Origin of the sequence: Pandoraea aquatica (genome assembly GCF_902459565.1) — a bacterium.
Lineage (GTDB): Bacteria > Pseudomonadota > Gammaproteobacteria > Burkholderiales > Burkholderiaceae > Pandoraea > Pandoraea aquatica.
Map to the genome: position 1 here is coordinate 1,128,905 of NZ_CABPSN010000001.1, position 22,111 is coordinate 1,151,015.

Annotated in this window: 18 protein-coding genes and 1 pseudogene; 14 read left to right on the forward strand and 5 right to left on the reverse strand. The window is 63.5% G+C overall.

Annotated elements, in window-relative coordinates; all coding sequences use genetic code 11:
- Window positions 1–151 precede the first annotated feature (151 nt).
- Window positions 152–1,066, reverse strand: a complete 915-nt coding sequence (locus PAQ31011_RS04950; protein ID WP_150574710.1) for a LysR family transcriptional regulator — start codon at window positions 1,064–1,066, stop codon at window positions 152–154.
- A 181-nt stretch (window positions 1,067–1,247) separates the two neighbouring features.
- Between PAQ31011_RS04950 and PAQ31011_RS04955 the strand changes: the two genes are divergently transcribed.
- From PAQ31011_RS04955 to PAQ31011_RS04970, 4 genes are all read left to right on the forward strand, one after another.
- Complete coding sequence (locus PAQ31011_RS04955; RefSeq protein ID WP_150574711.1) at window positions 1,248–2,600, forward strand: nucleobase:cation symporter-2 family protein; 1,353 nt, start codon at window positions 1,248–1,250, stop codon at window positions 2,598–2,600.
- Window positions 2,601–2,693: 93 nt separating this feature from the next.
- On the forward strand, window positions 2,694–3,203 hold the full coding sequence (locus PAQ31011_RS04960; RefSeq protein WP_150574712.1) for a nucleoside deaminase: 510 nt from the start codon (window positions 2,694–2,696) through the stop codon (window positions 3,201–3,203).
- 3 nt (window positions 3,204–3,206) lie between these two features.
- The gene (locus PAQ31011_RS04965) at window positions 3,207–3,569 is read left to right on the forward strand and encodes a hydroxyisourate hydrolase (RefSeq protein ID WP_174989941.1); all 363 of its coding nucleotides are present in this window, start codon (window positions 3,207–3,209) and stop codon (window positions 3,567–3,569) included.
- 68 nt (window positions 3,570–3,637) lie between these two features.
- Entirely contained in the window at window positions 3,638–4,525 is an 888-nt protein-coding gene (locus PAQ31011_RS04970; protein WP_217424835.1) for a hypothetical protein, read from the forward strand.
- A 27-nt stretch (window positions 4,526–4,552) separates the two neighbouring features.
- Here the strand turns inward: PAQ31011_RS04970 and PAQ31011_RS04975 are convergent, their stop codons facing one another.
- From PAQ31011_RS04975 to PAQ31011_RS04985, 3 genes are all read right to left on the reverse strand, one after another.
- A complete protein-coding gene (locus tag PAQ31011_RS04975) occupies window positions 4,553–5,431 on the reverse strand; it encodes a CoB--CoM heterodisulfide reductase iron-sulfur subunit B family protein (protein ID WP_150574713.1) in 879 nt (292 codons plus the stop codon).
- 96 nt (window positions 5,432–5,527) lie between these two features.
- On the reverse strand, window positions 5,528–6,493 hold the full coding sequence (locus tag PAQ31011_RS04980) for a succinate dehydrogenase/fumarate reductase iron-sulfur subunit (protein WP_150574714.1): 966 nt from the start codon (window positions 6,491–6,493) through the stop codon (window positions 5,528–5,530).
- A gap of 76 nt (window positions 6,494–6,569) precedes the next feature.
- Complete coding sequence (locus tag PAQ31011_RS04985) at window positions 6,570–8,324, reverse strand: FAD-binding protein (protein ID WP_150574715.1); 1,755 nt, start codon at window positions 8,322–8,324, stop codon at window positions 6,570–6,572.
- 418 nt (window positions 8,325–8,742) lie between these two features.
- Between PAQ31011_RS04985 and PAQ31011_RS04990 the strand changes: the two genes are divergently transcribed.
- The 4 genes from PAQ31011_RS04990 to PAQ31011_RS05005 all read left to right on the forward strand — a co-directional run bounded on the left by PAQ31011_RS04990 (window position 8,743) and on the right by PAQ31011_RS05005 (window position 14,620).
- Window positions 8,743–10,044 (forward strand): MFS transporter, encoded by a 1,302-nt coding sequence (locus tag PAQ31011_RS04990; RefSeq protein WP_150574716.1) that lies wholly within the window; start codon window positions 8,743–8,745, stop codon window positions 10,042–10,044.
- Between the two features lie 128 nt (window positions 10,045–10,172).
- Entirely contained in the window at window positions 10,173–11,009 is an 837-nt protein-coding gene (locus tag PAQ31011_RS04995; protein ID WP_150574717.1) for an AraC family transcriptional regulator, read from the forward strand.
- A 258-nt stretch (window positions 11,010–11,267) separates the two neighbouring features.
- Window positions 11,268–13,853 (forward strand): bifunctional aconitate hydratase 2/2-methylisocitrate dehydratase, encoded by a 2,586-nt coding sequence (gene acnB / locus PAQ31011_RS05000; protein ID WP_150574718.1) that lies wholly within the window; start codon window positions 11,268–11,270, stop codon window positions 13,851–13,853.
- A 146-nt stretch (window positions 13,854–13,999) separates the two neighbouring features.
- Complete coding sequence (locus tag PAQ31011_RS05005; protein WP_150574719.1) at window positions 14,000–14,620, forward strand: 3'-5' exonuclease; 621 nt, start codon at window positions 14,000–14,002, stop codon at window positions 14,618–14,620.
- Window positions 14,621–14,656: 36 nt separating this feature from the next.
- On the opposite strand, the gene PAQ31011_RS05010 is transcribed toward PAQ31011_RS05005, so the two are convergent.
- Window positions 14,657–15,340 (reverse strand): TetR/AcrR family transcriptional regulator, encoded by a 684-nt coding sequence (locus tag PAQ31011_RS05010; protein ID WP_150574720.1) that lies wholly within the window; start codon window positions 15,338–15,340, stop codon window positions 14,657–14,659.
- 209 nt (window positions 15,341–15,549) lie between these two features.
- On the opposite strand from PAQ31011_RS05010, the gene PAQ31011_RS05015 reads away from it, so the two are divergent.
- The 6 genes and pseudogenes from PAQ31011_RS05015 (at window position 15,550) to PAQ31011_RS05040 (ending at window position 22,048) form a co-directional block, all read left to right on the forward strand.
- Window positions 15,550–16,842, forward strand: coding sequence for an alpha/beta fold hydrolase (locus tag PAQ31011_RS05015; protein ID WP_150574721.1), 1,293 nt, complete (start codon window positions 15,550–15,552; stop codon window positions 16,840–16,842).
- Window positions 16,843–16,896: 54 nt separating this feature from the next.
- A pseudogene (locus tag PAQ31011_RS05020) lies at window positions 16,897–17,816 on the forward strand (VOC family protein).
- A 59-nt stretch (window positions 17,817–17,875) separates the two neighbouring features.
- On the forward strand, window positions 17,876–19,588 hold the full coding sequence (locus PAQ31011_RS05025; RefSeq protein ID WP_150574722.1) for an AMP-binding protein: 1,713 nt from the start codon (window positions 17,876–17,878) through the stop codon (window positions 19,586–19,588).
- Window positions 19,585–20,088, forward strand: a complete 504-nt coding sequence (locus tag PAQ31011_RS05030) for an acyl-CoA thioesterase (protein ID WP_150574723.1) — start codon at window positions 19,585–19,587, stop codon at window positions 20,086–20,088. The genes PAQ31011_RS05025 and PAQ31011_RS05030 overlap by 4 nt, the downstream gene beginning before the upstream one ends.
- Entirely contained in the window at window positions 20,085–20,873 is a 789-nt protein-coding gene (locus PAQ31011_RS05035) for a maleate cis-trans isomerase family protein (protein WP_150574724.1), read from the forward strand. Before PAQ31011_RS05030 ends, PAQ31011_RS05035 begins: the two co-directional genes overlap by 4 nt.
- 32 nt (window positions 20,874–20,905) lie before the next feature.
- Window positions 20,906–22,048: an FAD-dependent monooxygenase gene (locus PAQ31011_RS05040; RefSeq protein WP_150574725.1), complete on the forward strand. Its 1,143-nt coding sequence runs from the start codon at window positions 20,906–20,908 to the stop codon at window positions 22,046–22,048.
- Window positions 22,049–22,111 lie beyond the last annotated feature (63 nt).

Below are 22,111 nucleotides of genomic sequence, written 5' to 3' on the forward strand. Positions count from 1 at the left end.
GTTTCACAACGATTTCCCAGCCAGACTTGAAAACCGGTGAAGGGGTAACCCTTCCGTGAGCTCGAATCTCACCGCCTCCGCCAGAATTTCTTCATTGCTCGATAGCGATCACCGACATTGCGAACCACGCTCAGTTGAGCAACATCGCTCCTCAAAGCGTCGTCGGATTCCCATTCCGATCCAGCTCAAACACTTTGTGCTGCGCCATGCGCTTTATCAGCCAATTGCAGGCCGGGCCCATGACATGGGCTTTGGCCCACACCAAGTCCACGCCAACATGCCAGTCGGTATGGGGATACGCCGACAATTGCAGTTCCACGAATTCGCCGCGCTCCAGCCCGTGCCGGATCATCTGACGTGGTAGCGTCGTCCAGCCAAGCCCTGCCCGCATCATCTCTAGCAACGCCAGAAAACTATCTGCCTGCCATACGCGTGTCGCCTCTAGATACTCAGTACTCGGCAGCGTCTCCCCATGCGCACTGAAGATCAGTCGACGATGCTGTCGGAGCACGCTGAAGTCCACGCGCGCCTCCCGCGCCAGCGGATGCTCACGGCTGACCACGTGGATTAGCGTCAGTTTGCCCATCTGCGTGAACGAGAAGTCGCGCGAATAACGCGGCTTCGCGAAGCCGATGCCGAAATCGGCGGTGCCGTCCCCCACCAGTGTCGTCACGTCGCCATGCACCGGATGCCGTATGTCGAGATCGACGTACGGAAACGCTTCCGCAAAGTCGGTCAACGGTGCCATCAACGTGTTGTGCGGCACCTCGATCGCCAGCGTCAGTTTTCGCTCCACGTCCTCCCCAAGCGCATTCGCATGCGCGTCGAGCGCAAGGCACCGCTCAAGTATCAACTCCGCCTCGCGAAGCAGCTTTCGGCCAGCGTCGGTTAGCCCGGGGATTCGACTCGTGCGGTCGAACAGCGCGACGCCAAGATCGATCTCGAGGTTGGCAATCGCCGTACTGACGGTCGACTGCGTCTTGCCAAGATGCCGGGCCGCCGCGGAAAACGAGCCCGCATTCGCCACGGCGGCAAACGTCTCCAGCTGCTCCAACGAATAGCGCATTTCGCCCCCTCCGAACTATTGAAAATTTCGATGGTTACCAACTTTTACCATCGATAAGAACGACCGATTATGTGCCACCGACGAACGCCGCGTAAAGCAGAAAGGAAGGCTGAAAGAAAGCGGCGGAACGCGCACGAGAAGCGCGTCGGACACGACAAATCCCGGAGGAAGGAGACACCTCATGAAAGACACGCAAGCGACCCATCCGGTCGACGAAGTGCTGCCATTGCGGCAACTGTTGAGCTATGGCCTGCAACACGTACTGGTGATGTACGCAGGCGCGATTGCCGTTCCCTTGATTCTTGGGAGCGCATTGGGCCTGACGTCGCAACAGATGGTCTTGCTCATCAACGCCAACCTGCTGACGTCCGGGATCGCCACGCTGATTCAGACGATCGGCGTCTGGAAGTTCGGTGCGCGCCTGCCCCTGATCCAGGGCTGCTCGTTCATCGCCATCGCCCCCATGATCATGATCGGCAAGCAATACGGCATCGATCATGTGTTCGGCGCGGTCATCGCCAGTGGGGCGGCAACGATTGCCATCGCCCCCATTTTCAGCCGTCTGCTGCGCCTATTCCCACCCGTCGTCATCGGTAGCCTGATCACGATCATCGGGGTGTCGCTGATGCCAGCGGCAGCCATCTGGCTGGGCGGCGGCAATCCCGGCGACGCGAGCTTCGGCGCGGCATACAATCTGCTGCTCGGACTGGCGACGGTGGTCATCACACTCGTCGTCTACGCCCGTTTCACCGGCTTCATCGCCAACTTGTCGGTGCTGATCGGCCTGATCGCCGGTACCGCACTGGCGGCGGCTTTCGGCCTCACGCACTTCGACGACGTCGGCCGCGCCGCCTGGTTCGAACTCAGTCCGCCCTTCGCCTTCGGTCCGCCAAGCTTTGCGCTCACACCGATCCTGGTCATGACGCTCGCGATGCTGGTCATCATGGCCGAGACCACCGGGAACGTACTGGCCATCGGCACCATCATCGGGCGACCGTCTTCGCAACGCACCCTTGGCGACGCATTTCGTGCCGACGGGCTGTCAACGGTGTTGGGTGGCGTCTTCAACAGCTTTCCGTACAACGCCTTCACCCAGAATACCGGCCTGATCGCGCTGTCGAATGTGAAAAGCCGCTACGTCGTCGCGGCCGCCGGGGCCATCATGGTCCTGATGGGCCTGTTCCCCAAACTCGGGGCCCTGATCGCCTGCGTGCCTCGCCCCGTACTCGGTGGCTGCGCAATCGTGATGTTCGGCATGACCACCGTGGCCGGCATTCAGGAGCTCACGCGCGTGCGTTTCGACGGCACCCGCAATGCCATCGTCGTCGCCGTCTCGGTCAGCGTCGGTGTGCTGCCGATGTCGTTTCCTGCCCTCTTCGAGCATGTCCACGGTCCGCTGAAGCTCGTACTCGACAGCGGCATCTTTCTCGGCGCGATCACCGCTATCACGCTCAACCTCCTGCTCAACCGGCATCAGCACGCCCCTCACGCCGAGTCGTCCGGTCTCCCTATCGCGGAAGCGGAAACGCCCTGACGCCAGCACCTGCCCCAATTCAGCAATTTTTCTCTTTATCGCGGCAATCACGCATTGCCGCGCCCCTTTCATCCACACGACAAGGAGTCATTCATGAACGTACGTCACCCGGCTGTTGCCGCCACGCTGTCCGAGCAAGACATGGCGCTGCTGCGTCAAGCCATCGCTTTGGCCGAAGCGTCGCGCGAGCGCGGCCGTCATCCGTTCGGTGCGCTGGTGGCCGACGAGCACGGCAACGTCATCGTCACCGCAGGCAACAACTCGATGCCGCCGGAAGGCGACCCCACACAGCACGCCGAGCTGGTCGCCGCCGCAGCCGCCGCCAAACTGCTGTCGCCCGAGGCACTCGCGCGCTGCACGCTGTACACAAGCGCCGAGCCGTGCTGCATGTGTTCCGGGGCGATCTACTGGTGCAACATCGGACGTGTGGTCTACGCCCTGTCGGAGCACAAGCTGCTGGGACTGACCGGTGACCACCCGGAAAACCCCACCTTCTCGCTGCCCTGCCGCGAAGTCTTCGTGCGCGGACAACGTCCGGTCGAAGTGATCGGCCCGCTGATCGAGGACGAAGCCGCCGGCTCCCACGTCGGCTTCTGGGGATAAGCGATGGAGATGCACGGCATTTCGGTGCATGTCGTCGACGTGTCGCGCGGCCTGGTGGCGCAGGGACTCGCCGTCCGTCTGGAGCACCTGAGCACCCACGGACGCATCGTGCTCATCGCCAGTCGAATCGGTGCACGCGGCACGCTGGAAGAACTCGACGATCTCAAGTCGCAATGCGTGCCCGGCACTTATGAAGCGACGTTCAGCGTCGGGGACTACTACCGGCGCGCGGGCGTCTCGATGCCCACCGTGCCGTTTCTCGACGAAGTGCCTTACCGCTTCGGACTCGCCGACAGCGGCCAGCACTATCACCTGCCATTCAAGATGACCCCGTGGGGCTTTTCCTGCTTCCGTGGCGGTGCCTGAACGGTGCCTGAGCGACGTCTGCGCATCAACCGCGAACGTCAAACAAGAACAAATCAGAGGAGACAAACATGAACTCGTCCGCACGCGCGGCACTGCCCTCGCCGACCTGGCGATCCATGGCGCTGTTGGCCACTCTAGGGGCGCTGGCGAGCGCGCCTGCGGCAGCATTCACCTGGAGCGACACGTCGATTCATTACGCCTATGGCAACGACTTCCGCGAACCGGGCGTGACCGACGCGAACGGGCGCGCCGCGCAAATCGCCAAGCAGATCGTGTCGTTCACGCACACCGACGGCTACGCCTACGGCACGAACTTCTTTAACGTCGACATGCTGATGTCCAACAAGGCGGACCCGGCGAATAACGGCAACACCGGGGCTACGGAGTTTTACGCGACGTACCGGCACCAACTGAGCCTGAATGCTGTGACGGGATCGAATCTCTTCACACGTGGCCCGCTACGGGACGTATCTATTGCAGCAGGATTCGACCTAAATACGAAGAACACCGCGTTCGCCCCCGAAAAGCGCATGTTCGTGGTCGGGCCGACCCTTCAATTCGACGTCCCCGGCTTCTGGAATGTTTCGCTGCTGTTCCGCACGGAGCGGAACTACAACGGCATCGTCGGGCAAAGCGTGCGCTTCAGTAACACGGCGATGATGGAAACGGCGTGGAGCATTCCGTTTCAGATCGGTAGCACACCCTTGCATTTCGAGGGCTTTGCCAATGTGATCGCCCCCAAAGGGCAAGACGGCTTCGGCGCGCAAACACGAACCGAAATTCTCTTGCACCCGAAAGTCATGCTCGACGTCGGGCATTGGCTCAACCTGAAGGCGCGCACGCTGGAGGCCGGAGTCGGTTGGGAGTATTGGTACAACAAGTTCGGCAGCGATCACCACCGTGTTCCCGGGGCAATCCAGAGCACGGCATTTGTGGAAGCCGCGGTCCATTTCTGACGGTGAGCAACGCCGCGACACGCACCTCTACACCCACTTCTGCACCCACCGGACCTCCTCCACTCGCACCACGTGCCTGTCGATCCCCAGCGCTGCCGCATCAATACCTAGCGCCAGGCCGACAAGCTGTGGCAAGTGGAGGACGGGCAGATCCAGCGTCGTATTCAGATCGCGCGCCATGTCGTCCTGATAGGTGTCGAGCACCGTGTGGCACAGGGGACACGGGGTGACGATGGCGTCCGCCCCGGCGGTTTTCGCGGACGCCACGTGCCGACCGCTCAGCTTGACGGGAATCACATCGCTCTGCGCCGAGCAGTGAAAGCCGCAGCACGCCGTCCTGCCCGAGTAGTCGACGGTCTCACACCCCAGAATCTGCGCCAACGTTTCAATCGACTGGACATCGCGCGCATCCGTGTCGCCATACACCGACGGCGGCCGGACGATATGGCATCCATAGAACGCCGCAATCTTGTGCGACGACAACGGCGTTTTCACCAGCGCGCGCAGCCGCGATTCCCCCACCTCCTCAAGCAGATACCAAAGAAAGTGCGTGATACGCGCCGTCCCGCGATATTCAAGCCCCTCCTCCGCCAGTTTTCGCCCGACACGTTCACGCAAAGCAGGATCGTTGTCCACACGCTGTTTGGCTTCGAGCAAGTTCAGCGTGCAGGTATTGCAGATCGTCATCAGATCGAGGCCACGCGCCTCGGCCATCGCGATAATCCGCACATTGAGTGCGACGAAGCGCTCGGCGTCCGCCGCGCGGATCTCGCGGCTGCCCGTACATGTTGCGGAACTGAGCGTCTCCAGCGCGATGCCCAGCCGGTCGGCCACCGCCTGCGTGGCCGTCAATAACTCACCACAAGTCGTTCGGGCGCTGCACCCGGGATAGAAAGCGATTCGCATGGCAATGCCTCACTAGAAGAAGCCCGTCGAGAGAAGGATCGACGGGCGGATACCCACGAAGATCAACGGGCGCAGAGCGCGTCGACGGCAAACGAATCAACGGAAGAACGTCCGCCTGATCGCCTCGATCCCCGCCACCGGCTTTCGCAACAGCGCCGCCAGCGGACGCACCTTGCCGCGCAGCATCAGCTTCAACGTGCGTCCGGGACGTTGCAGCGCCGCTCGCCAGCCCCGCGTCCCAAGCACCAGCAACATGGGCTCGATGCGCCCGCGTCTCTCAACGATGTCCATAAACGTGCGCGCATGCGGCGACGCCTCCGGCGCACGCGCGTACGCCAGTTGCTTGAGCGGTTCGATGGCGGCACTCACGATCGGAATATGCGCCGGGCAAACGGCCTCGCACTGGTAACAGGAGACGCAGTGGTGAACGTGCGCTTCATCCAGAATGGCTTGCAAACGGGGCGCATCGTCCCGCGCATCGAGCGCGACGCGGGCCAGGTGCACCAACGGCGCAGGCCCTGCAAACGCAATGTCGTCGGGAAAATCGAGCACCGGACACGCCGAGTAGCACGCCAGACAACTCAGGCAGTCCATCGTCGCGCGGAGGGTCGCGGCGTTTGCGGCATCTACCGGTTCGGGGAACCCACCGTACGGACGCGTCCGCTGGAGCCACGTCTGCAACGACACGAGCTTCGCCTCGGCCGGTGCCCGGTCGACCGCCAGATCGCGAATCAGCGGCAGATGACGCAGGGGCTCGATATGCATCTCGGCTTGCGCCGCCTCCCAGCACGCCAGTACCTCGCGACCGTTCATCCGCACAGCGCAAGTACCGCACTTCTTCGTGCCGCAATACCACCGATAGCCGATGTCCACCCCGAGCGCTTCCTGCACGTAGTTCAGCGCGTCGATGATCCGCATGTGCGGCACCGCCGGCACCGCATAGGTCTCGACATAGGGCGCAGCGTCCGTCTCCGGATCGAAACGCGAAATGTGCAACGTCACCGTCGTCAGCTCACTGTCGCTATCGCTATCACCCGGAAATTGCCTGACGTCCGAATGCATGTGTCCCCTCTCCCTGCAAAGTCGACCGGTCCAAGCCGGTCCGTGTCCCGACGCCAGCCGTCGAGCCTTCCGTGGCTCACCACGGCACGCTGAAATACTCCTGCCGCTCGAATCCGGGCGCGATGGCCCCCTCGGGGTAGCGCTCACGCCGGAACCGGTAAGCGCCGCCGTCGCGCGCCACGATGTTCTTGCACTGCCATGCAGTGTTATCGACGTACGGGAAGTCCGTGCGGTAGAAGCTGCCCCGGCTCTCCTCCCGCTTCAACGCGCTTTGCAGCGTGACTTCGCATACGTCGATCAGGTTGTGGGCGTCGAGCGCGTCTAGCCAGGCAGTGTTGAACCGGCGCGAGGCGCTCGGCGGTGTCATGCGCGGCAACTCGCGCTCGCGCATCGCGGCAAGCCTCGCCAGACCGGCACGCATGGCATCCCCGCTCTTGATCAGTCCGTACGCCTCATCCATCACGTCCCAGATACCGGTCTTGACGTGCATGGGGGCGAGCGCCTGCCGACCCACCTCGCTGTTAGCGGCCCGACCGCCCGAGTCGGCGCTGTGTCTCAACCCCTCCACCCGCGCTTCTTCCGCCCGAATCTGCTGCTCGGTCATGCCATCGTGTCGATGGCGGTCCGGCAAGCTGCCGGCAATCGACTCGGCCACCAGCCCACCGTCGTAAATCGCGACGGCCAGACTCCCCGTGACATGCGCGCCCACGCCGCCCGCGACCCACAATCCGTCGACGCTGGTGCGCATCGAATGAGGATCCGACTCGATGCCGCCTTGCCGGTAGTGCATCGTGGTGCGCGCCTCGACCTTGTCGCGCGTAATGTCCAGCCCCAGTTGCTCGAACGCCGAACCGGCGTACTGGTAACGTCTCAGCACCGCCGCATCGACGTGGCTATACGACGTGTAATAGCCCCCACTGAAACGCGCCGTGCCCGCGAGCACCTGCTGCGTGAGCCGCTTGACCTGGAGCGTGTAAGGCGCGAGCGCAGCAGGCGCGTCACGTGACTGCTCGAAGAAGCACTCGCCTTGCGCGTTGTACACACGTGAACTCTGGTCGGTACCGACAAGCGGATTCGGATAGATGTGCAGACGCTGCCAGGTCGGCGGATTCGCAAAATCGCTGATGTGCCAGAACTGCATCTCCAGATTGGTCATCTCGGCGCCCGCGCGCAGCGCCAGCGCAATGCCGTCACCGGTCTGCTCTCGTGTTCCCGTGGAGCGACGCACCATCCTGTCGGCGTGCCCGGTCGCCATCACGACGGCCTTGGCATGCACCGCGAACATCTCGCCGCGCACGTAGTCGAGCGCAGTCAGCCCGCAAACTTCACCGTTCTCGTTGCGCAGCAGCGCCGTCACGACACATTCCTCATGCATCGGAATACCGCGCGCCTGCAACTGCTTGCGCCGGATATCCATCAGCAGAATGCCGGTCTGCCCCTGCATGGGGGCGACCGCCCAGCGCACCGGCGAGTGGCTCATCGCGATCTGCCCATCGGCCTCGCGCGAAAACAGCAAACCGAGCGACTCCATCTCCGGATAGAAGGTGTTCTCGATCCAGTGCCCCGCCGCCGCCAGATACGACTGATCGACCAGAAAGTGGCTGTAGTACTTCGCGAAGAATTCCAGCGAACTGGCCGCGTTCTGCTCGTTGCCGCCCAGCATCTTCGAGCCGACGATCACCGCCCCGGCCATGATCGACGCACCGCTCTTGCCGACGAGCCCCTTCGAGATCAACATCGGCTTCAACCCCAGGTCGTGCAGACGCAGCGCGGCATAAGTGCCTGCACCGCCGCCGCCCACGACTACGACATCGCAATCGATTACCCTCATCGCAGTAGCGCCCTCCTCGGGCCGGTAATGGATTTCTAAAACCGCTTAATAGGAATAGGACGTGATGCAGAACGTGATGCAACGGGTGCAACGGAGTGCATCACGAAGCAACGTCACCATTGTGGGCAGCCCGCCCCTGCGCCAATGCGGCGATCGGGACACGTCATCCAGCAAAGCGGCCAAAGTGGGATAAATGTGTGAGGGCGGAAACGGAAACAGCGCAGAAACGCGCTCGGGGAAACCGGCGGACGACGGCCACCGGATGCCACGCGCGCGAGCCGCGCGAAAATTCTGTCCGTTTTGCGATATGTGTTGTCCCGCGCGCGGTGTGCGCGGCAGGCGAGCGGCGCTAATGTGGTCAGGGCATCAGGACAAACAAGACCCACCACAACGACAATCAGCCATCAGGAGACACACCATGGATGCGACCCTGCAAGCCGTCGCCCGCAACGAGCGCGGTTCGCCCGCCAAGTCGGTCATCTTGGGCGCGGGTATCGGTAACGCGCTCGAGTGGTACGACTTCGCGTCGTTCGTACTCTTTTCCCGATATTTCTCGACCCAGTTCTTCCACGCCGAAGACCCGACCGCCGCCTTCTTGTCCACGCTCGCCGTCTTCGCCGTCGGCTTCCTGCTGCGCCCCATCGGCGGTATCTATTTCGGCTGGCTCTCCGACCGGCGAGGACGCCGCTTTGCGATGGTGGCCTCGATGGCCGTCACCGCCGCAGGCTGCCTCGTCATCGCGGTATCGCCGACGTATGCTTCCATCGGATTGATGGCCCCGGCGTTGCTCGTCTTCGGACGCCTGCTCCAGGGCTTCGGGCTCGGCGGCGAGATCGGTGCATCGTTCACGTTCCTCGTCGAAAGCGCCCCCGTGCACCGCCGGGGTTTGTGGTCGAGCAGCATGTTCATCGCCATTACGGGCGGCTCGCTGCTGGCAACTGCCGTGGGACTGGTGCTCACGCAGGTCTTTACCACGGACGAGATGACCCGCTACGGCTGGCGCATCCCCTTCTTCCTCGGTGCGGCCCTCGGGGTGTATGCGCTGTTCCTGCGTGGCAGGCTCAAGGAAACGTCCGCCTTCGAACAGGAGCAAAACGAAGCGCGCGCCGGTGCCCCCGTGCAACCCATGGCGCAGGCGATCTGGGAGCATCGTGCCTCGGTGCTGCGGATCATCGCGCTCACCGCCGGACCGACGCTGACGTTCAATACCTGGATGTCGGGGGCCATTACCTTCGCCACGCACTTCAAGGGCGTCGATGCCCGTCAGGGGCTATGGGCGCTGTGCATAGGCTGCCTCGTATACATGGCCGTGCAACCGTTCTGGGGCGCGCTCTCCGATCGCATCGGCCGCAAACCGAATCTGCTGATGGGGGCCGGCGGCTCGGCGCTCGTCATCGTGCCCCTGCTGATGCTCATCGACGGCTCCTTTGTGCGGCTCACGCTGGCGATCTGCGCCGGACTGGTGGTCCTCGCCGCCTGGACGGCCATCGCCCCGGCCGTCTACGCCGAACTGTTCCCCACGCGCATCCGCGCCACCGGCGTGGCCATCCCGTACTCGCTGACGGTCGCAATCTTCGGCGGCACGGCCCCCTACCTTCAGAACTGGATGGCCGATCACGGCCATCTGGGGTGGTTCGCCGCCTATCTGATTGCGCTCAATCTGCTGACGGTGCTCGCGGTCGTTCGCATGCCCGAAACGCGGGGGCAGCCGCTCGAATGAGCCACGGCGTCCGGAGGGTGGCGTCGCCCTCCGGTCCTTTGTCATCTTTTAGTGTTCATCCCCGTCCTCTGACGCCACATCCCCACCCACGTTAACCCCCATGTCCTGCGCCAGACGTTCAGGAAAGAATGAAACGAGCATTTTTTTCCTTCACGTCCCTTAACGTCACGGGGGCCGTCATGCAGACCCGGATCATCACCGCACAGGATGTCGAGTTCTTCGAGTCGCGAATTTCGCCCGCCCCCATGGTCGGACTGGCCTTCGAGTTCCCCGCAGGCGGTGGCGTCGAGCCCCACGTCCATCCCTATGGTCAGGTGCTGTTTGGCGGCGAAGGCATCATGTGCGTCGATACGCCGCGCGGCACGTGGGTCGTGCCGCCGCAGCGCGCCGTCTGGATTCCGCCGATGACACTGCATGCCGTACGGCTGCGGGCGTCGTTCGGCATGCACAACCTGCTGATCTCGCCACACGTCGTCGCCGACTTGCCCAAAACATGCGAGCCGCTCGTCGTGTCCAATCTGATGCGCGAACTGATCCTGCGCGCGGCGTCGACCGACGAACCGTTGCTGCGCAAGCGTCACGTCGACAAATTCTTCGAGATCATCCGCGACGAACTCGAATTCAGCGACGAGATCCCGCTGTCGCTCGAAATTCCGCGTGAACGCCGCCTCGCCCGCCTGTGCACCGAGTTCCTGCGTGAGCCCTCCGACAACCGGACGCTTCAGGAATGGGGCGATCATGTCGGCGCCAGCTCGCGCACCCTGTCGCGCCTGTTCACCCGCGAACTGAACCAGACGTTCGACGAATGGCGACGCCACGTCCGTCTGCAAGAAGCCCTGTACCGGCTGGCCGAAGGCCGGGCGGTCTCCGCGGTCGCCAACGAACTCGGCTACGAGAGCACGACGGGCTTCATCGAAATGTTCCGCAAATCCCTCGGACGCACGCCCGGCCAGTACTTCGCCTGATCCGGGGCGACGATCCCGACCGGCTGCTGCGCCCCGCTGCCGCACCTTCCAGACGCCTTTCAGGCGCACTCGGCATCCCCCTGCTTCTGTGTCGCACGATCCTGCGCCAAAGCACCGTTATCCGTTAAGTCTTATATAAGACATAAGACATTTGACCTTGCCTTGCATAGGGACTAAAATCACGGGCAAAAGCCGTACTGGAACAAGCCCTGGAGGCCTCAAAACCTCCCCCGAAACGCAACATCAGCAGGTCTCCTCATGCTTGAAAACTATCGTGAACACGTGGCCGCCCGCGCCGCGTTGGGTATTCCTCCCCTGCCGCTGACCGCTCAGCAGACCGCCGAACTGGTCGAACTGCTGACCAACCCGCCCGCCGGTGAAGAGCAGACGCTGGTCGATCTGATCACGAACCGCGTGCCCGCCGGTGTTGACGAAGCCGCCCGCGTGAAAGCCGGTTTCCTCGCCGCTGTCGCCAAGGGCGAAACGGCCTGCGCGCTGATCTCCCGCGCCCGCGCCACCGAACTCCTCGGCACGATGCTCGGCGGCTACAACATCGCCCCGCTCATCGAACTGCTCTCGGACGCCGAAGTCGGCACCGTCGCAGCCGACGCGCTCAAGAAAACCCTGCTGATGTTCGACCAGTTCCATGACGTCAAGGAACTCGCCGACAAGGGCAACGCCAACGCACGCGCCGTCCTGCAAAGCTGGGCCGACGCCGAATGGTTCACGAGCCGCCCGGAAGTCCCGCAAAGCCTGACCATCACCGTGTTCAAGGTCACGGGCGAAACCAACACCGACGATCTCTCGCCGGCTCCGGACGCCACCACCCGCCCCGACATTCCGATGCACGCGCTGGCAATGCTCAAGAACGCTCGCCCCGGCATCACCCCGGAAGAAGACGGCAAGCGCGGTCCGATCAAGTTCATCGAGTCGCTCAAGGAAAAGGGTCACCTCGTCGCTTATGTGGGCGACGTGGTCGGCACGGGCTCCTCGCGCAAGTCGGCCACCAACTCGGTGCTGTGGTTCACGGGCGAAGACATCCCCTTCATCCCGAACAAGCGCTTCGGCGGTGTGTGCCTGGGCAGCAAGATCGCCCCGATTTTCTACAACACGATGGAAGACGCCGGCGCACTGCCGATCGAACTCGACGTGTCGCAAATGGAAATGGGCGACGTCGTTGAACTGCGTCCGTACGAAGGCCGCGCGCTGAAGAACGGCGCAGTGATCGCCGAATTCCAGGTCAAGTCGGACGTGCTGTTCGACGAAGTGCGCGCCGGTGGCCGTATTCCCCTGATCATCGGCCGTGGCCTGACCGCCAAGGCGCGTGAAGCGCTGGGCCTCGCCCCGTCGACGCTGTTCCGTCTGGCTCAACAGCCGTCCGACAGCGGCCGCGGCTTCTCGCTGGCACAGAAGATGGTGGGTCGCGCCTGCGGTCTGCCGGAAGGTCAAGGCGTGCGTCCGGGCACGTATTGCGAACCGAAGATGACCTCGGTCGGCTCGCAAGACACGACCGGTCCGATGACCCGCGACGAACTGAAGGATCTGGCCTGCCTCGGCTTCTCGGCCGACCTCGTCATGCAATCGTTCTGCCACACCGCCGCTTATCCGAAGCCGGTGGACGTGAAGACGCACCAGACGCTGCCGAACTTCATCAGCAACCGTGGCGGTATCGCCCTGCGTCCGGGCGACGGCGTGATCCACTCGTGGCTCAACCGCATGCTGTTGCCCGACACCGTCGGCACCGGCGGCGACTCGCACACCCGCTTCCCGATCGGCATCAGCTTCCCGGCAGGCTCGGGTCTGGTCGCATTCGCCGCAGCCACCGGCACGATGCCGCTGGACATGCCGGAATCGGTGCTGGTTCGCTTCAAGGGCAAGATGCAGCCGGGCGTCACGCTGCGTGACCTCGTCAACGCGATCCCGCTGTACGCCATCAAGCAAGGTATGCTGACGGTCGCCAAGCAAGGCAAGAAGAACATCTTCTCGGGCCGCATCCTCGAAATCGAAGGCCTGCCCGAGCTGAAGGTCGAGCAAGCGTTCGAACTGTCGGATGCCTCCGCCGAGCGTTCGGCTGCCGGTTGCACGGTGCACCTGAACAAGGAACCGATCATCGAATACCTGAACAGCAACGTTACGCTGCTCAAGTGGATGATCGCCCAGGGTTATCAGGATCCGCGCAGCCTGCAACGCCGTATCACGGCCATGGAACAGTGGCTGGCCGATCCGCAACTGCTCTCGCCGGATGCCGACGCCGAATACGCTGCCGTCATCGAAATCGATCTGGCCGACATCCATGAGCCGATCGTGGCCTGCCCGAACGATCCGGACGACGTGAAGACGCTGTCGGACGTTGCCGGTGCCAAGATCGACGAAGTGTTCATCGGTTCGTGCATGACCAACATCGGTCACTTCCGCGCCGCATCGAAGCTGCTCGAAGGCAAGCGCGACATTCCGGTCAAGCTGTGGGTCGCCCCGCCGACCAAGATGGACCAGAAGCAACTGACGGAAGAAGGTCACTACGGCGTGTTCGGCACGGCCGGTGCCCGTACCGAAATGCCGGGCTGCTCGCTGTGCATGGGTAACCAGGCACAAGTGCGCGAAGGCGCGACGGTCATGTCGACGTCGACCCGTAACTTCCCGAACCGTCTGGGCAAGAACACGAACGTGTACCTCGGCTCGGCCGAACTGGCTGCGATCTGCTCGCGCCTGGGCAAGATCCCGACCAAGGAAGAGTACATGGCCGACATGGGCGTGCTCGCTTCGAACGGCGACAAGATCTACAAGTACATGAACTTCGACCAGATCGAAGACTTCAAGGAAGTCGCCGACACGGTTCAGGTCTAAGCCTTTGCCGGGTTACGGCGCGACGTCTGCGCCGTAATTTGAAAAAGCGCCGCCAGCGAAATGCTGGTGGCGCTTTTTTGCATCTGACGTCTGTAAAATCACGGGTCGACGATGTCCATTTGAGTGACGTCCTTTTGAGAAGTGGCATGCAAACAGTAGCGATCCTCGACTTTGAAACCACTGGCTTGTCGCCGACGCAGGGCGACCGGGCGACCGAAATCGCCGTCATCCTGCTGCGCGACGGCGAGATCGTCGACCGCTACCAAAGCCTGATGAACGCCGGCCGCCGCATTCCCTCGGATGTCGCGGCGCTCACCGGTATCACGAACGATATGATCGCGAGCGCACCGCCCGTCTCGCAGGTCATGCGCGAGGCCGCCGAGTTCGTCGGCAGCTGTCCGGTCGTCGCGCACAACGCCGGGTTCGACAAACGCTTCTGGCAAGCCGAACTCGCCATGCTGGGCGCGCGCTCGGACCACGTCTTTGCCTGCACGATGCTGACCGCCCGACGCCTCTACCCGCACGCCCAGAATCACCGCCTCTCCAGCCTCGCCGATCTTCTTCAGCTCCCGAAGACCGGTCGTGCCCACCGGGCGATGGTCGACGCCGAGATGACGACGCACCTGTGGCGTCGCATGCACGACGACATTTCGCGCACCTACGGCCTCAAGCGCGTGGATCACGCGCTGATCGCCCGCGTGCAAACGACTAGCAAGGACAAAGTACCGACGTTGTTGCGCTCGCTCGCGCAGGGTACGTCGGCATAACAGGCGTCAGCCCGTCCACCGACGCCCCGCTCCCGCTCACCGCTTGATATGCCGCTCAAGCAAATCCAGATCGTCCCGCAGTAATTTCAGCACGCCCGCAGCGCTCTGTTCGCCGAGCTGTCGCGTCGAATCCTGCTCAACGGAACGAAGCGCCATGTCGGCGATCTGCGCCGCAATCTCCTCGGCGTTACGCGCGCCGGACGGTGTGAACCACCACGCCGTCCAGTTGCACATGCCGATGATCGAGAACGCGGCGACCTTCGCATCCATCACCCGAAACTGACCGCGCTCGATGCCCAGCTCGATCGCGTGACGGAACTGCTCCAGCACCGCACGCCGTGACTGCTCTGCCAACTGGCGCTGCTCGGGCGGCAGATTGTCCTCGTTGCGCTCGACCACGCGAAATTGCAGCGGGTGCGTCAGGATCAGATGCGCATGACGCAGCACCAGATGTCGCAGCATCGCGGACGGTTGCCGCAGATCGTCCGGCAACGCCTCCGAGGCCAGCTCTCCAGCCGCCCGCGTCACCACTGCCGTCAGCACTTCCAGAATCGCTTCCTTGCTCTTGAAGTAGTAGTAAAGCGCAGGACGCGTCACCCCCACCACATCGGCAATGTCGTTAAAGCTCGTCCCGTCGAACCCGCGTTCGATGAACAGCCGCGTCGCGACTTCCAGAATGTTCTCCCGCAACGCGTCGCTCTTGGTCTGCGCTTTGCTCATCGCCTCTCCCTCGTTTCATACCGATGCATCGACATCCGCCAAATTTTTGACGCAAGTGTCAGAAAACCCAACGATAACCAAATTCCTCACCCCAGAAAACCCCAAGGCAACTGATGCTCAGGGTTTTTACGTATCTGTCAAATTTTAACGAAAATGCTTACCAATTCGTAAAAAATTGAACTAGGATGTAAAAAAACGGAGGTTGAGAGATGAGTCAACAGCAAGCGGAACGCCGTGACGGTCAGAGCGCGACGGCAGGGTTCCTGAACACGGACTGGAATCCGCGTGATCTGCCGCTGGGCACGACCACGCGCAACGTTGTCCTGCGCACCGCCGACGGTGCGGCCACGAGCGGCGCGTTGTATGTCCCCGGGTCGACGGACACCGTGGTGTGCATCATGCATCCGCGTGAGTTCATGGCCTGCCACTACCTGATTCCCGACATCGTCGGCGCGGGCTTCGCCGCGTGGACGCAGGCACCGCGTTCGGTCGGCAACGACATGCGCCTCGAACACGAATTCGCGCTGTACGACGTCGCCGCCGGGATGCAGTTTCTGCGGGACGCGGGCTTCAAGCGCATCGTCATGCTCGGCAACTCGGGCGGCAGCGGCCTTTACGCGCTCTACGTTCAGCAGTCGAATCTCGCCCCAGAGCAGCGCATCGAACGCACGCCCGGTGGCCGCCCGACGAAGCTCGCGTCGCTCGACATGCCCGCCGTGCATGGTGTCGTGTTCGTGGCACCGCACCCGGGTCAGGGCGCGCTGCTGCAAACCTGCATCGACCCGTCCGTCACGAACGAACACGACGCCCTGTCCGTCGATCCGTCGCTCGATCCGTTCGATGCCGCCAACGGCTACGTGCATCGTCAGCCGGGCGAAGCGGCCCAATCACGCTACGACGTGGACTTCGTCACGCGCTACCGTGCCGCACAACGTGCCCGCGTCGCGCGCCTCGACGCCACCGCGCGCGACCTGATCGCCGCACGCCAGGGTGCGCGCGAGCGCCTCAAGCGCGACGCCGGTGCCGCAAGCACCGACGCCCGCCTGCGTCGCATGGCCGCGCACACGCCGCTGATGACGATCTGGCGCACCGACGCCGACCTGCGCTGTTTCGACCTGACGCTCGATCCGTCCGACCGTCGCTACGGCTCCCTGTGGGGCAGCGACCCGTTCACGTCCAACTATGGCTCGGTCGGCTTCGGGCGCGTGTGTTCGCCGGAAGCGTGGCTCTCGACATGGTCGGGACTGTCCTCGAACGCGCTTCTCTCGAAGACGGCTGCCGCCATCGTGCAGCCCACCCTACTCATCGAATACACCGGCGATCAGGCGTGCTTCCCGAGCGTCATCGAAGACATTTACGCGAGCCTCGGCGCGACACAGAAATCGCATCGACGCGTACGTGGCGACCATCACGGCCGTGCGTTAGCAGACGGTGAAGAAGCGGGACGCTACATCGCCGGACGCCTGTTACAGGACTGGTTGCGCGAAACGTTTCCGCAATGACATCCGCGATTTGCCTGAACAACTGACTGAACGACCGAATTCCCGGAGTCCCTAATGAAACTGAATGACATCCCCGCCGCCGCCGCAGACGATCTCGCGCTGCGTCTGCATGGCGTCGATCACACAGCGCGCCCGACGTGGCGCCTGCGCGAAACCGTCGAGTTTTACCGTGACGTGCTCGGCCTGCCGCTCATCCACACGATCTCTGCCCGAGGCTGGGGACCGGCCACGCACCCCGACTTCCTGCACTTCTTCTTCGATAGCGGCAACGGCAGCACCATCGCGTTCTTCTACTACCTCGGCGGCGAAGTCCCCGCCTCGCTCACCGACCGTCCGGGACGCGCACCGCTGCCCGAAGACCACGTGTTCGACGCCACCCACACCGCGTGGCTCGTCGACACGCAGGAGGAACTGCACGCGTGGAAAGCTCGTCTGGAAGCGCGCGGCGTGACGGTCTCGGCCGAGACAGCGCATGAAGTCATCGAGTCGATCTACTTCCGCGATCCGAACGGCTACTTCATCGAGATCACCCGCAAGCTGCGCGCACTGGCCGACATCGACGCGCGCGACGCCGCCGCGACCCTCGAAGCGGCCATGGAAATCGAAGACGAAGCCATCGCCGGTGGCGCGCCGTTCACCCAGATCGACACTGTCTGGCAGCGCAAGGCGCAGCGTCTGGGCCAACACCTGCGTCAGGAGCGTTGATCATGACTTCACAACCGTTGCAGATTTACGTGCTGAACGTGCCCGAGTTTGCGTCGCTGGTCGAAGCCGCCCGCGCGATGCCCGAGTGCCGCGTCGAGAACACCGGCGATTACACCGTAATTTCGAGTGACGTGACGGTCACCTTCGGACGTCGCGCACTGGGCCTGAAGCCCGCCGTCTGGTACGGCCTCTTCACCGGTGGACTCGACGGCCAGATCGAAAGCTATGAACGCGACATCGTGCGCATCGCCCCTCGCGGCCACCACTGAGCCACTGACTGAACACAGGCGCCCCCGATAAAGTCGCCGAAGCACGTGCAGGAGACACCATGAGCGGTATTTTTCATCCTATCGACGGCGTGACGTACTGTGCGCCGGATCTGGCGCGACGCTATTTCGCGTCGAACGCCTGGTACGACATCACCTTAGGCGACGCCCTGCGCGCGACCGCCGCGCGTGTGCCGGAACGCCCGGCCTACCTCAGCGACGAAGCCACGCTGAGCTTCGCCACGCTCGACGAACGCAGTGAACGGCTCGGTGCATCGCTCATCGAACTGGGGCTGCGCCCGGGCGAGCGCGCCATCTTCCAGATGGGCACGAACGTCGACACGGTCGTGGCGCTGATGGGCGCGTACAAGGCAGGGGTCGTACCCGTGTGCGCCGTGCCGCAGTACCGGGAAGTGGAGATCGGCCAACTCGCGTCGCAATCGGACGCACGCGCCTACTTCGTGCAAGCCGATTTCTCGGCGTTCGATCTCGTCGGCTTTGCCCGTCAGATGATGGACAGGCACACGTCGATCGAACATCTGCTGGTGGCACGCGGCCGTGCCGAGCATGACGCCGTCGCCGGGAGCCGCGCCATCGATCAGTTGATCGACGCCATGCCGTTGGCGCGTGCGCGCGCCGTGCTGTCCGGCATCCAAATCGGCAGTGAAGATGTCCTGAGCTTCCAGTTGTCCGGCGGCACCACCGGCGTGCCGAAGATCATCCCGCGCTTTCATGCGGAGTACATCGGCCATTCGCTCGCGTGGATGCGTCACATCGGCATGACCGAACACAGCCGCATGATCTGGTCGCTGCCGTTGCTGCACAACGCCGGGCAGTTGTATGTCCTCGCGTCGACGGTCGCCAGCGGCATGACGACCGTGCTGATGCCGCGCGTCGACATCGCCCGCATGCTCACGCTGATCGAGACACACCGTGTCACGCACGGCCTGTCGATCGGGCCTGTCGCACCGCAAATGATCGCGTACAAGGACATCGCAAAACACGATCTGACGTCGCTGGAACTCTTCGGCACGATGAGCCGGGCCGACTCGCTCGAAGCACATCTCGGCGTGCCCTGCTTCAACCTGTACGGCACGACCGAGGGGTTGCTGATGGGGGCGGGTGCGCACCACGCACCTGACCTTCGCCATCACACGCAGGGGTTGTCCGGCTGCGAAGACGACGAGATCCGCGTGCTGACGCCCGGCAGTGATACGCCGGTCGCCGATGGCACACCGGGCGAACTCTGCTTCCGTGGCCCGTCGAGCCTGCGCGGCTACTTCAACGCCCCCGAGGCCACCGCGCAGACGCTCACGCCCGACGGCTTCGTGCGCACCGGCGACATGGTGACGGCAAAGGTGATCGCCGGCGTGCGCTGCTTCGCTTTCGAAGGACGCCTGCGCGACAACATCAACCGAGGCGGCGAGAAGATCGGCTGCGAGGAAGTCGAGGCGTTCGTAAGCCATCACCCCGCCGTGGCCGACGCCAAACTCGTCGCCATGCCCGACCCGCTCTACGGCGAGCGCGGCTGCGTCTATCTGATCCTGCGCCCCGGCCAGCCTGCACCGTCCGTTGGCGAACTCGGCGCATTTCTCGTGAGCCACGGGCTGGCAAAGTTCAAGTGCCCCGAGCGCATCGAGATCATCGACGAGTTTCCAGTGACGCGCGTGGGCAAGGTCGACAAGGCCTCGTTGCGCACGACGATTGCCGGACGCATTGCAACGGAAACCGCGCAGGCGTCCGCCCAGCCGCAGCCCGCCAGGGAGGACGCATGATCAGCACCGAACATGTCGTGAGCGAGCATCCGTTCGTCGTCCGTCGCCGCGTGAAATGGGGCGACTGCGATCCGGCTGGCGTGGTCTACACCGTGACGTTCTCGGAGTACGTGATCTCCATCGCCGAGCTGTTCTACGGTTCGCTGTTCGACGGCACGCCGCAAGCCGTCAAGAACCATCACGGCTTCGGCACGCCCACCCGCGCGCTCGACTTCGACTTTCGCCGCTCGCTCTGGCCGGACGATGTCTTCGACGTCACTGTCGATGTCACCGACATCCGCACGCGAACCTTCACGCTGACGATGACAGCGTGCAAGGAAGACGGCGACATCGCCTTCGTCGCCCGCCTCACGCCGATCTGCATTCAGCGCGGCGTGCGCGAATCCATCGAGATGCCCGACGTGCTGCGTGCGGCACTCGACCAGTACCGAACTCGCTGCGCCACGCTTTCCACGCCCGCTGCCGCAGCCTCAGCTTTCGCCGGAGAACCGACACCATGACGAAAACCCCGCAAACGCTCTTCCGCATCGGCCAGATCGTGCCCAGCTCCAACACCACGATGGAGACGGAGATTCCCGCGATGCTGCGCGCCCGCGAACAGATCCTGCCCGAGCGCTTCACGTTTCATTCGAGCCGCATGCGTATGCATCGCGTGGTGAAGGAAGAACTGGCCGCGATGAATCTTCAGGGCCTGCGCTGCGCCGCCGAACTCGCCGACGCACGTGTGGACGTCATGAGCACGGCCTGCCTTGTCGCCATCATGGCGATGGGACCGGGCTACCACCGTCAGGTCGAGGAAGACTTGCGACGCGTGGCGCGCGAGAACCATTGCGACGCCGCCATCATGACCTCGGCGGGCGCGCTCGTCGCCGGTCTGAAGACGCTGGGCGCGCGCAAGATCTCGCTGATGGCCCCTTACATGAAGCCGCTCACGCAAGCCGTGGTCGAGTACATCGAGCACGAAGGCATTGAAGTCATCGATGCCCTGTCGTTCGAGATCCCCGACAACCTGGAAGTCGGCCGTCGCGACCCGATGCAATTGCTCGACGACGTCAAGCGCCTGAACACGGCCAATGCCGATGCCGTCGTGCTGTCTGCCTGTGTGCAGATGCCATCTCTGCCCGCCGTGCAACTGGCTCAGGACAGGCTCGGCCTTCCTGTGACGTCCACGGCCGTCAGCACGGTGCGGCAGATGCTCGACCACCTCGGCCTCGCGCCCGTGGTCCCCGATGCCGGTGCATTGCTCGCCGCCGGACGCGAGGCGGTGTCCGCCCGCGTCGCCTGATCTCCACGCATCCCCCCATCAAGGAGCCCATCATGAAAATCGCCGTCATCGGTGGCGGGCCTGCCGGCCTGTACTTCTCGTTGTTGATGAAACAACGTCATCCGGAAGACGAGATCGTCGTGCACGAGCGCAACGCCGCGAACGCCACTTATGGCTGGGGCGTCGTGTTCTCCGATATCGCGCTCGCCTTCCTGAAGGAAGCGGACGAAGCGTTCTTCCGCAAGTTCACGGCGCATCACACGCGCTGCGACCACATGGAGATCGTGCATCAGGGCGTGCCCGTGCGTCTGTCCAACAACCATTTCTCGCGCACGTCGCGCATCGATATGCTGCGGGTATTGCAGCAAGCTTGCGCCGAAGCCGGTGTGGAGGTGCGCTATGAGAGCCACGTCACCGATCCGGCGCAGCTGCCAGACGCCGACGTGATCGTTGCGGCCGATGGCGTGAACAGCGAAGTGCGCACGCGCATGGCCGAACACTTCAGCCCTAGCTTCGACGAGCGTCGCAACAAGTTCGCGTGGTACGGCACGTCGCGCACGTTCCATCCTGTGTCGCTCATCTTCCGCCAGACGCCGCACGGCGTGTTCATGGCGCATGCGTACCAGTACAGCCCCGACCGGTCGACGTTCCTCGTCGAAGTCGATCCCGACACGTGGCAACGCTGCGGGCTGGACACGGCCACCGAAGACGAAAGCCGCGCCTTCTGCGAACAGATCTTCGCGGACGACCTGCAAGGCCATTCGCTGCTGACGAACCGCTCCAACTGGTTCCAGGCACGCGTGGTGAGTAACGCGCGCTGGTCGCACGGCAATGTGGTGCTGCTGGGCGACGCGTTGCGCAGCGTCCACTTCTCGCTCGGCTCCGGCACGCGCATGGCGATGCAGGATGCCATCGCACTGTTCGAAGCGCTGAGCGCGAACCGCAGCGATGTGCCCGCCGCCTTCGCGGCCTTCGAGCAGAGCCGTCGCAGTGCCTCGGACCGCTTTCAGGACGCCGCCCGTCGCAGCCTCGACTGGTACGAATCCGTCGACACCCGCATGCATCTCGACCCGGTGCGCTTCGCCTACGACTACATGCTGCGCACGGGACGCGTGACGCATGAAGACTTGCGCGCGCGCGATCCCGAGTTCGTCGCGCAAGTGGAGGCGCTGACCTCGCCGGCGCACGCCGCTTAGCGACACATCAGGCCATCGCTCAAAAACATCCATAACAAGGCAAAAACGCCACCCGAGGACAGG

Excerpts from the sequence above, each read along its gene's own strand:
- PAQ31011_RS04975 (WP_150574713.1), bottom strand. The coding sequence starts at position 5,431 with ATGCGAATCGCTTTCTATCCCGGGTGCAGCGCCCGAACGACTTGTGGT.
- PAQ31011_RS05030 (WP_150574723.1), top strand. The coding sequence starts at position 19,585 with ATGATCAGCACCGAACATGTCGTGAGCGAGCATCCGTTCGTCGTCCGT.
- PAQ31011_RS05025 (WP_150574722.1), top strand. The coding sequence starts at position 17,876 with ATGAGCGGTATTTTTCATCCTATCGACGGCGTGACGTACTGTGCGCCG.
- PAQ31011_RS05010 (WP_150574720.1), bottom strand. The coding sequence starts at position 15,340 with ATGAGCAAAGCGCAGACCAAGAGCGACGCGTTGCGGGAGAACATTCTG.
- PAQ31011_RS04995 (WP_150574717.1), top strand. The coding sequence starts at position 10,173 with ATGAAACGAGCATTTTTTTCCTTCACGTCCCTTAACGTCACGGGGGCC.
- PAQ31011_RS05005 (WP_150574719.1), top strand. The coding sequence starts at position 14,000 with ATGCAAACAGTAGCGATCCTCGACTTTGAAACCACTGGCTTGTCGCCG.
- PAQ31011_RS04970 (WP_217424835.1), top strand. The coding sequence starts at position 3,638 with ATGAACTCGTCCGCACGCGCGGCACTGCCCTCGCCGACCTGGCGATCC.
- PAQ31011_RS05040 (WP_150574725.1), top strand. The coding sequence starts at position 20,906 with ATGAAAATCGCCGTCATCGGTGGCGGGCCTGCCGGCCTGTACTTCTCG.
- PAQ31011_RS04960 (WP_150574712.1), top strand. The coding sequence starts at position 2,694 with ATGAACGTACGTCACCCGGCTGTTGCCGCCACGCTGTCCGAGCAAGAC.
- PAQ31011_RS05035 (WP_150574724.1), top strand. The coding sequence starts at position 20,085 with ATGACGAAAACCCCGCAAACGCTCTTCCGCATCGGCCAGATCGTGCCC.
- PAQ31011_RS04955 (WP_150574711.1), top strand. The coding sequence starts at position 1,248 with ATGAAAGACACGCAAGCGACCCATCCGGTCGACGAAGTGCTGCCATTG.
- PAQ31011_RS05015 (WP_150574721.1), top strand. The coding sequence starts at position 15,550 with ATGAGTCAACAGCAAGCGGAACGCCGTGACGGTCAGAGCGCGACGGCA.
- PAQ31011_RS04990 (WP_150574716.1), top strand. The coding sequence starts at position 8,743 with ATGGATGCGACCCTGCAAGCCGTCGCCCGCAACGAGCGCGGTTCGCCC.
- PAQ31011_RS04980 (WP_150574714.1), bottom strand. The coding sequence starts at position 6,493 with ATGCATTCGGACGTCAGGCAATTTCCGGGTGATAGCGATAGCGACAGT.
- acnB (WP_150574718.1), top strand. The coding sequence starts at position 11,268 with ATGCTTGAAAACTATCGTGAACACGTGGCCGCCCGCGCCGCGTTGGGT.
- PAQ31011_RS04950 (WP_150574710.1), bottom strand. The coding sequence starts at position 1,066 with ATGCGCTATTCGTTGGAGCAGCTGGAGACGTTTGCCGCCGTGGCGAAT.
- PAQ31011_RS04985 (WP_150574715.1), bottom strand. The coding sequence starts at position 8,324 with ATGAGGGTAATCGATTGCGATGTCGTAGTCGTGGGCGGCGGCGGTGCA.
- PAQ31011_RS04965 (WP_174989941.1), top strand. The coding sequence starts at position 3,207 with ATGGAGATGCACGGCATTTCGGTGCATGTCGTCGACGTGTCGCGCGGC.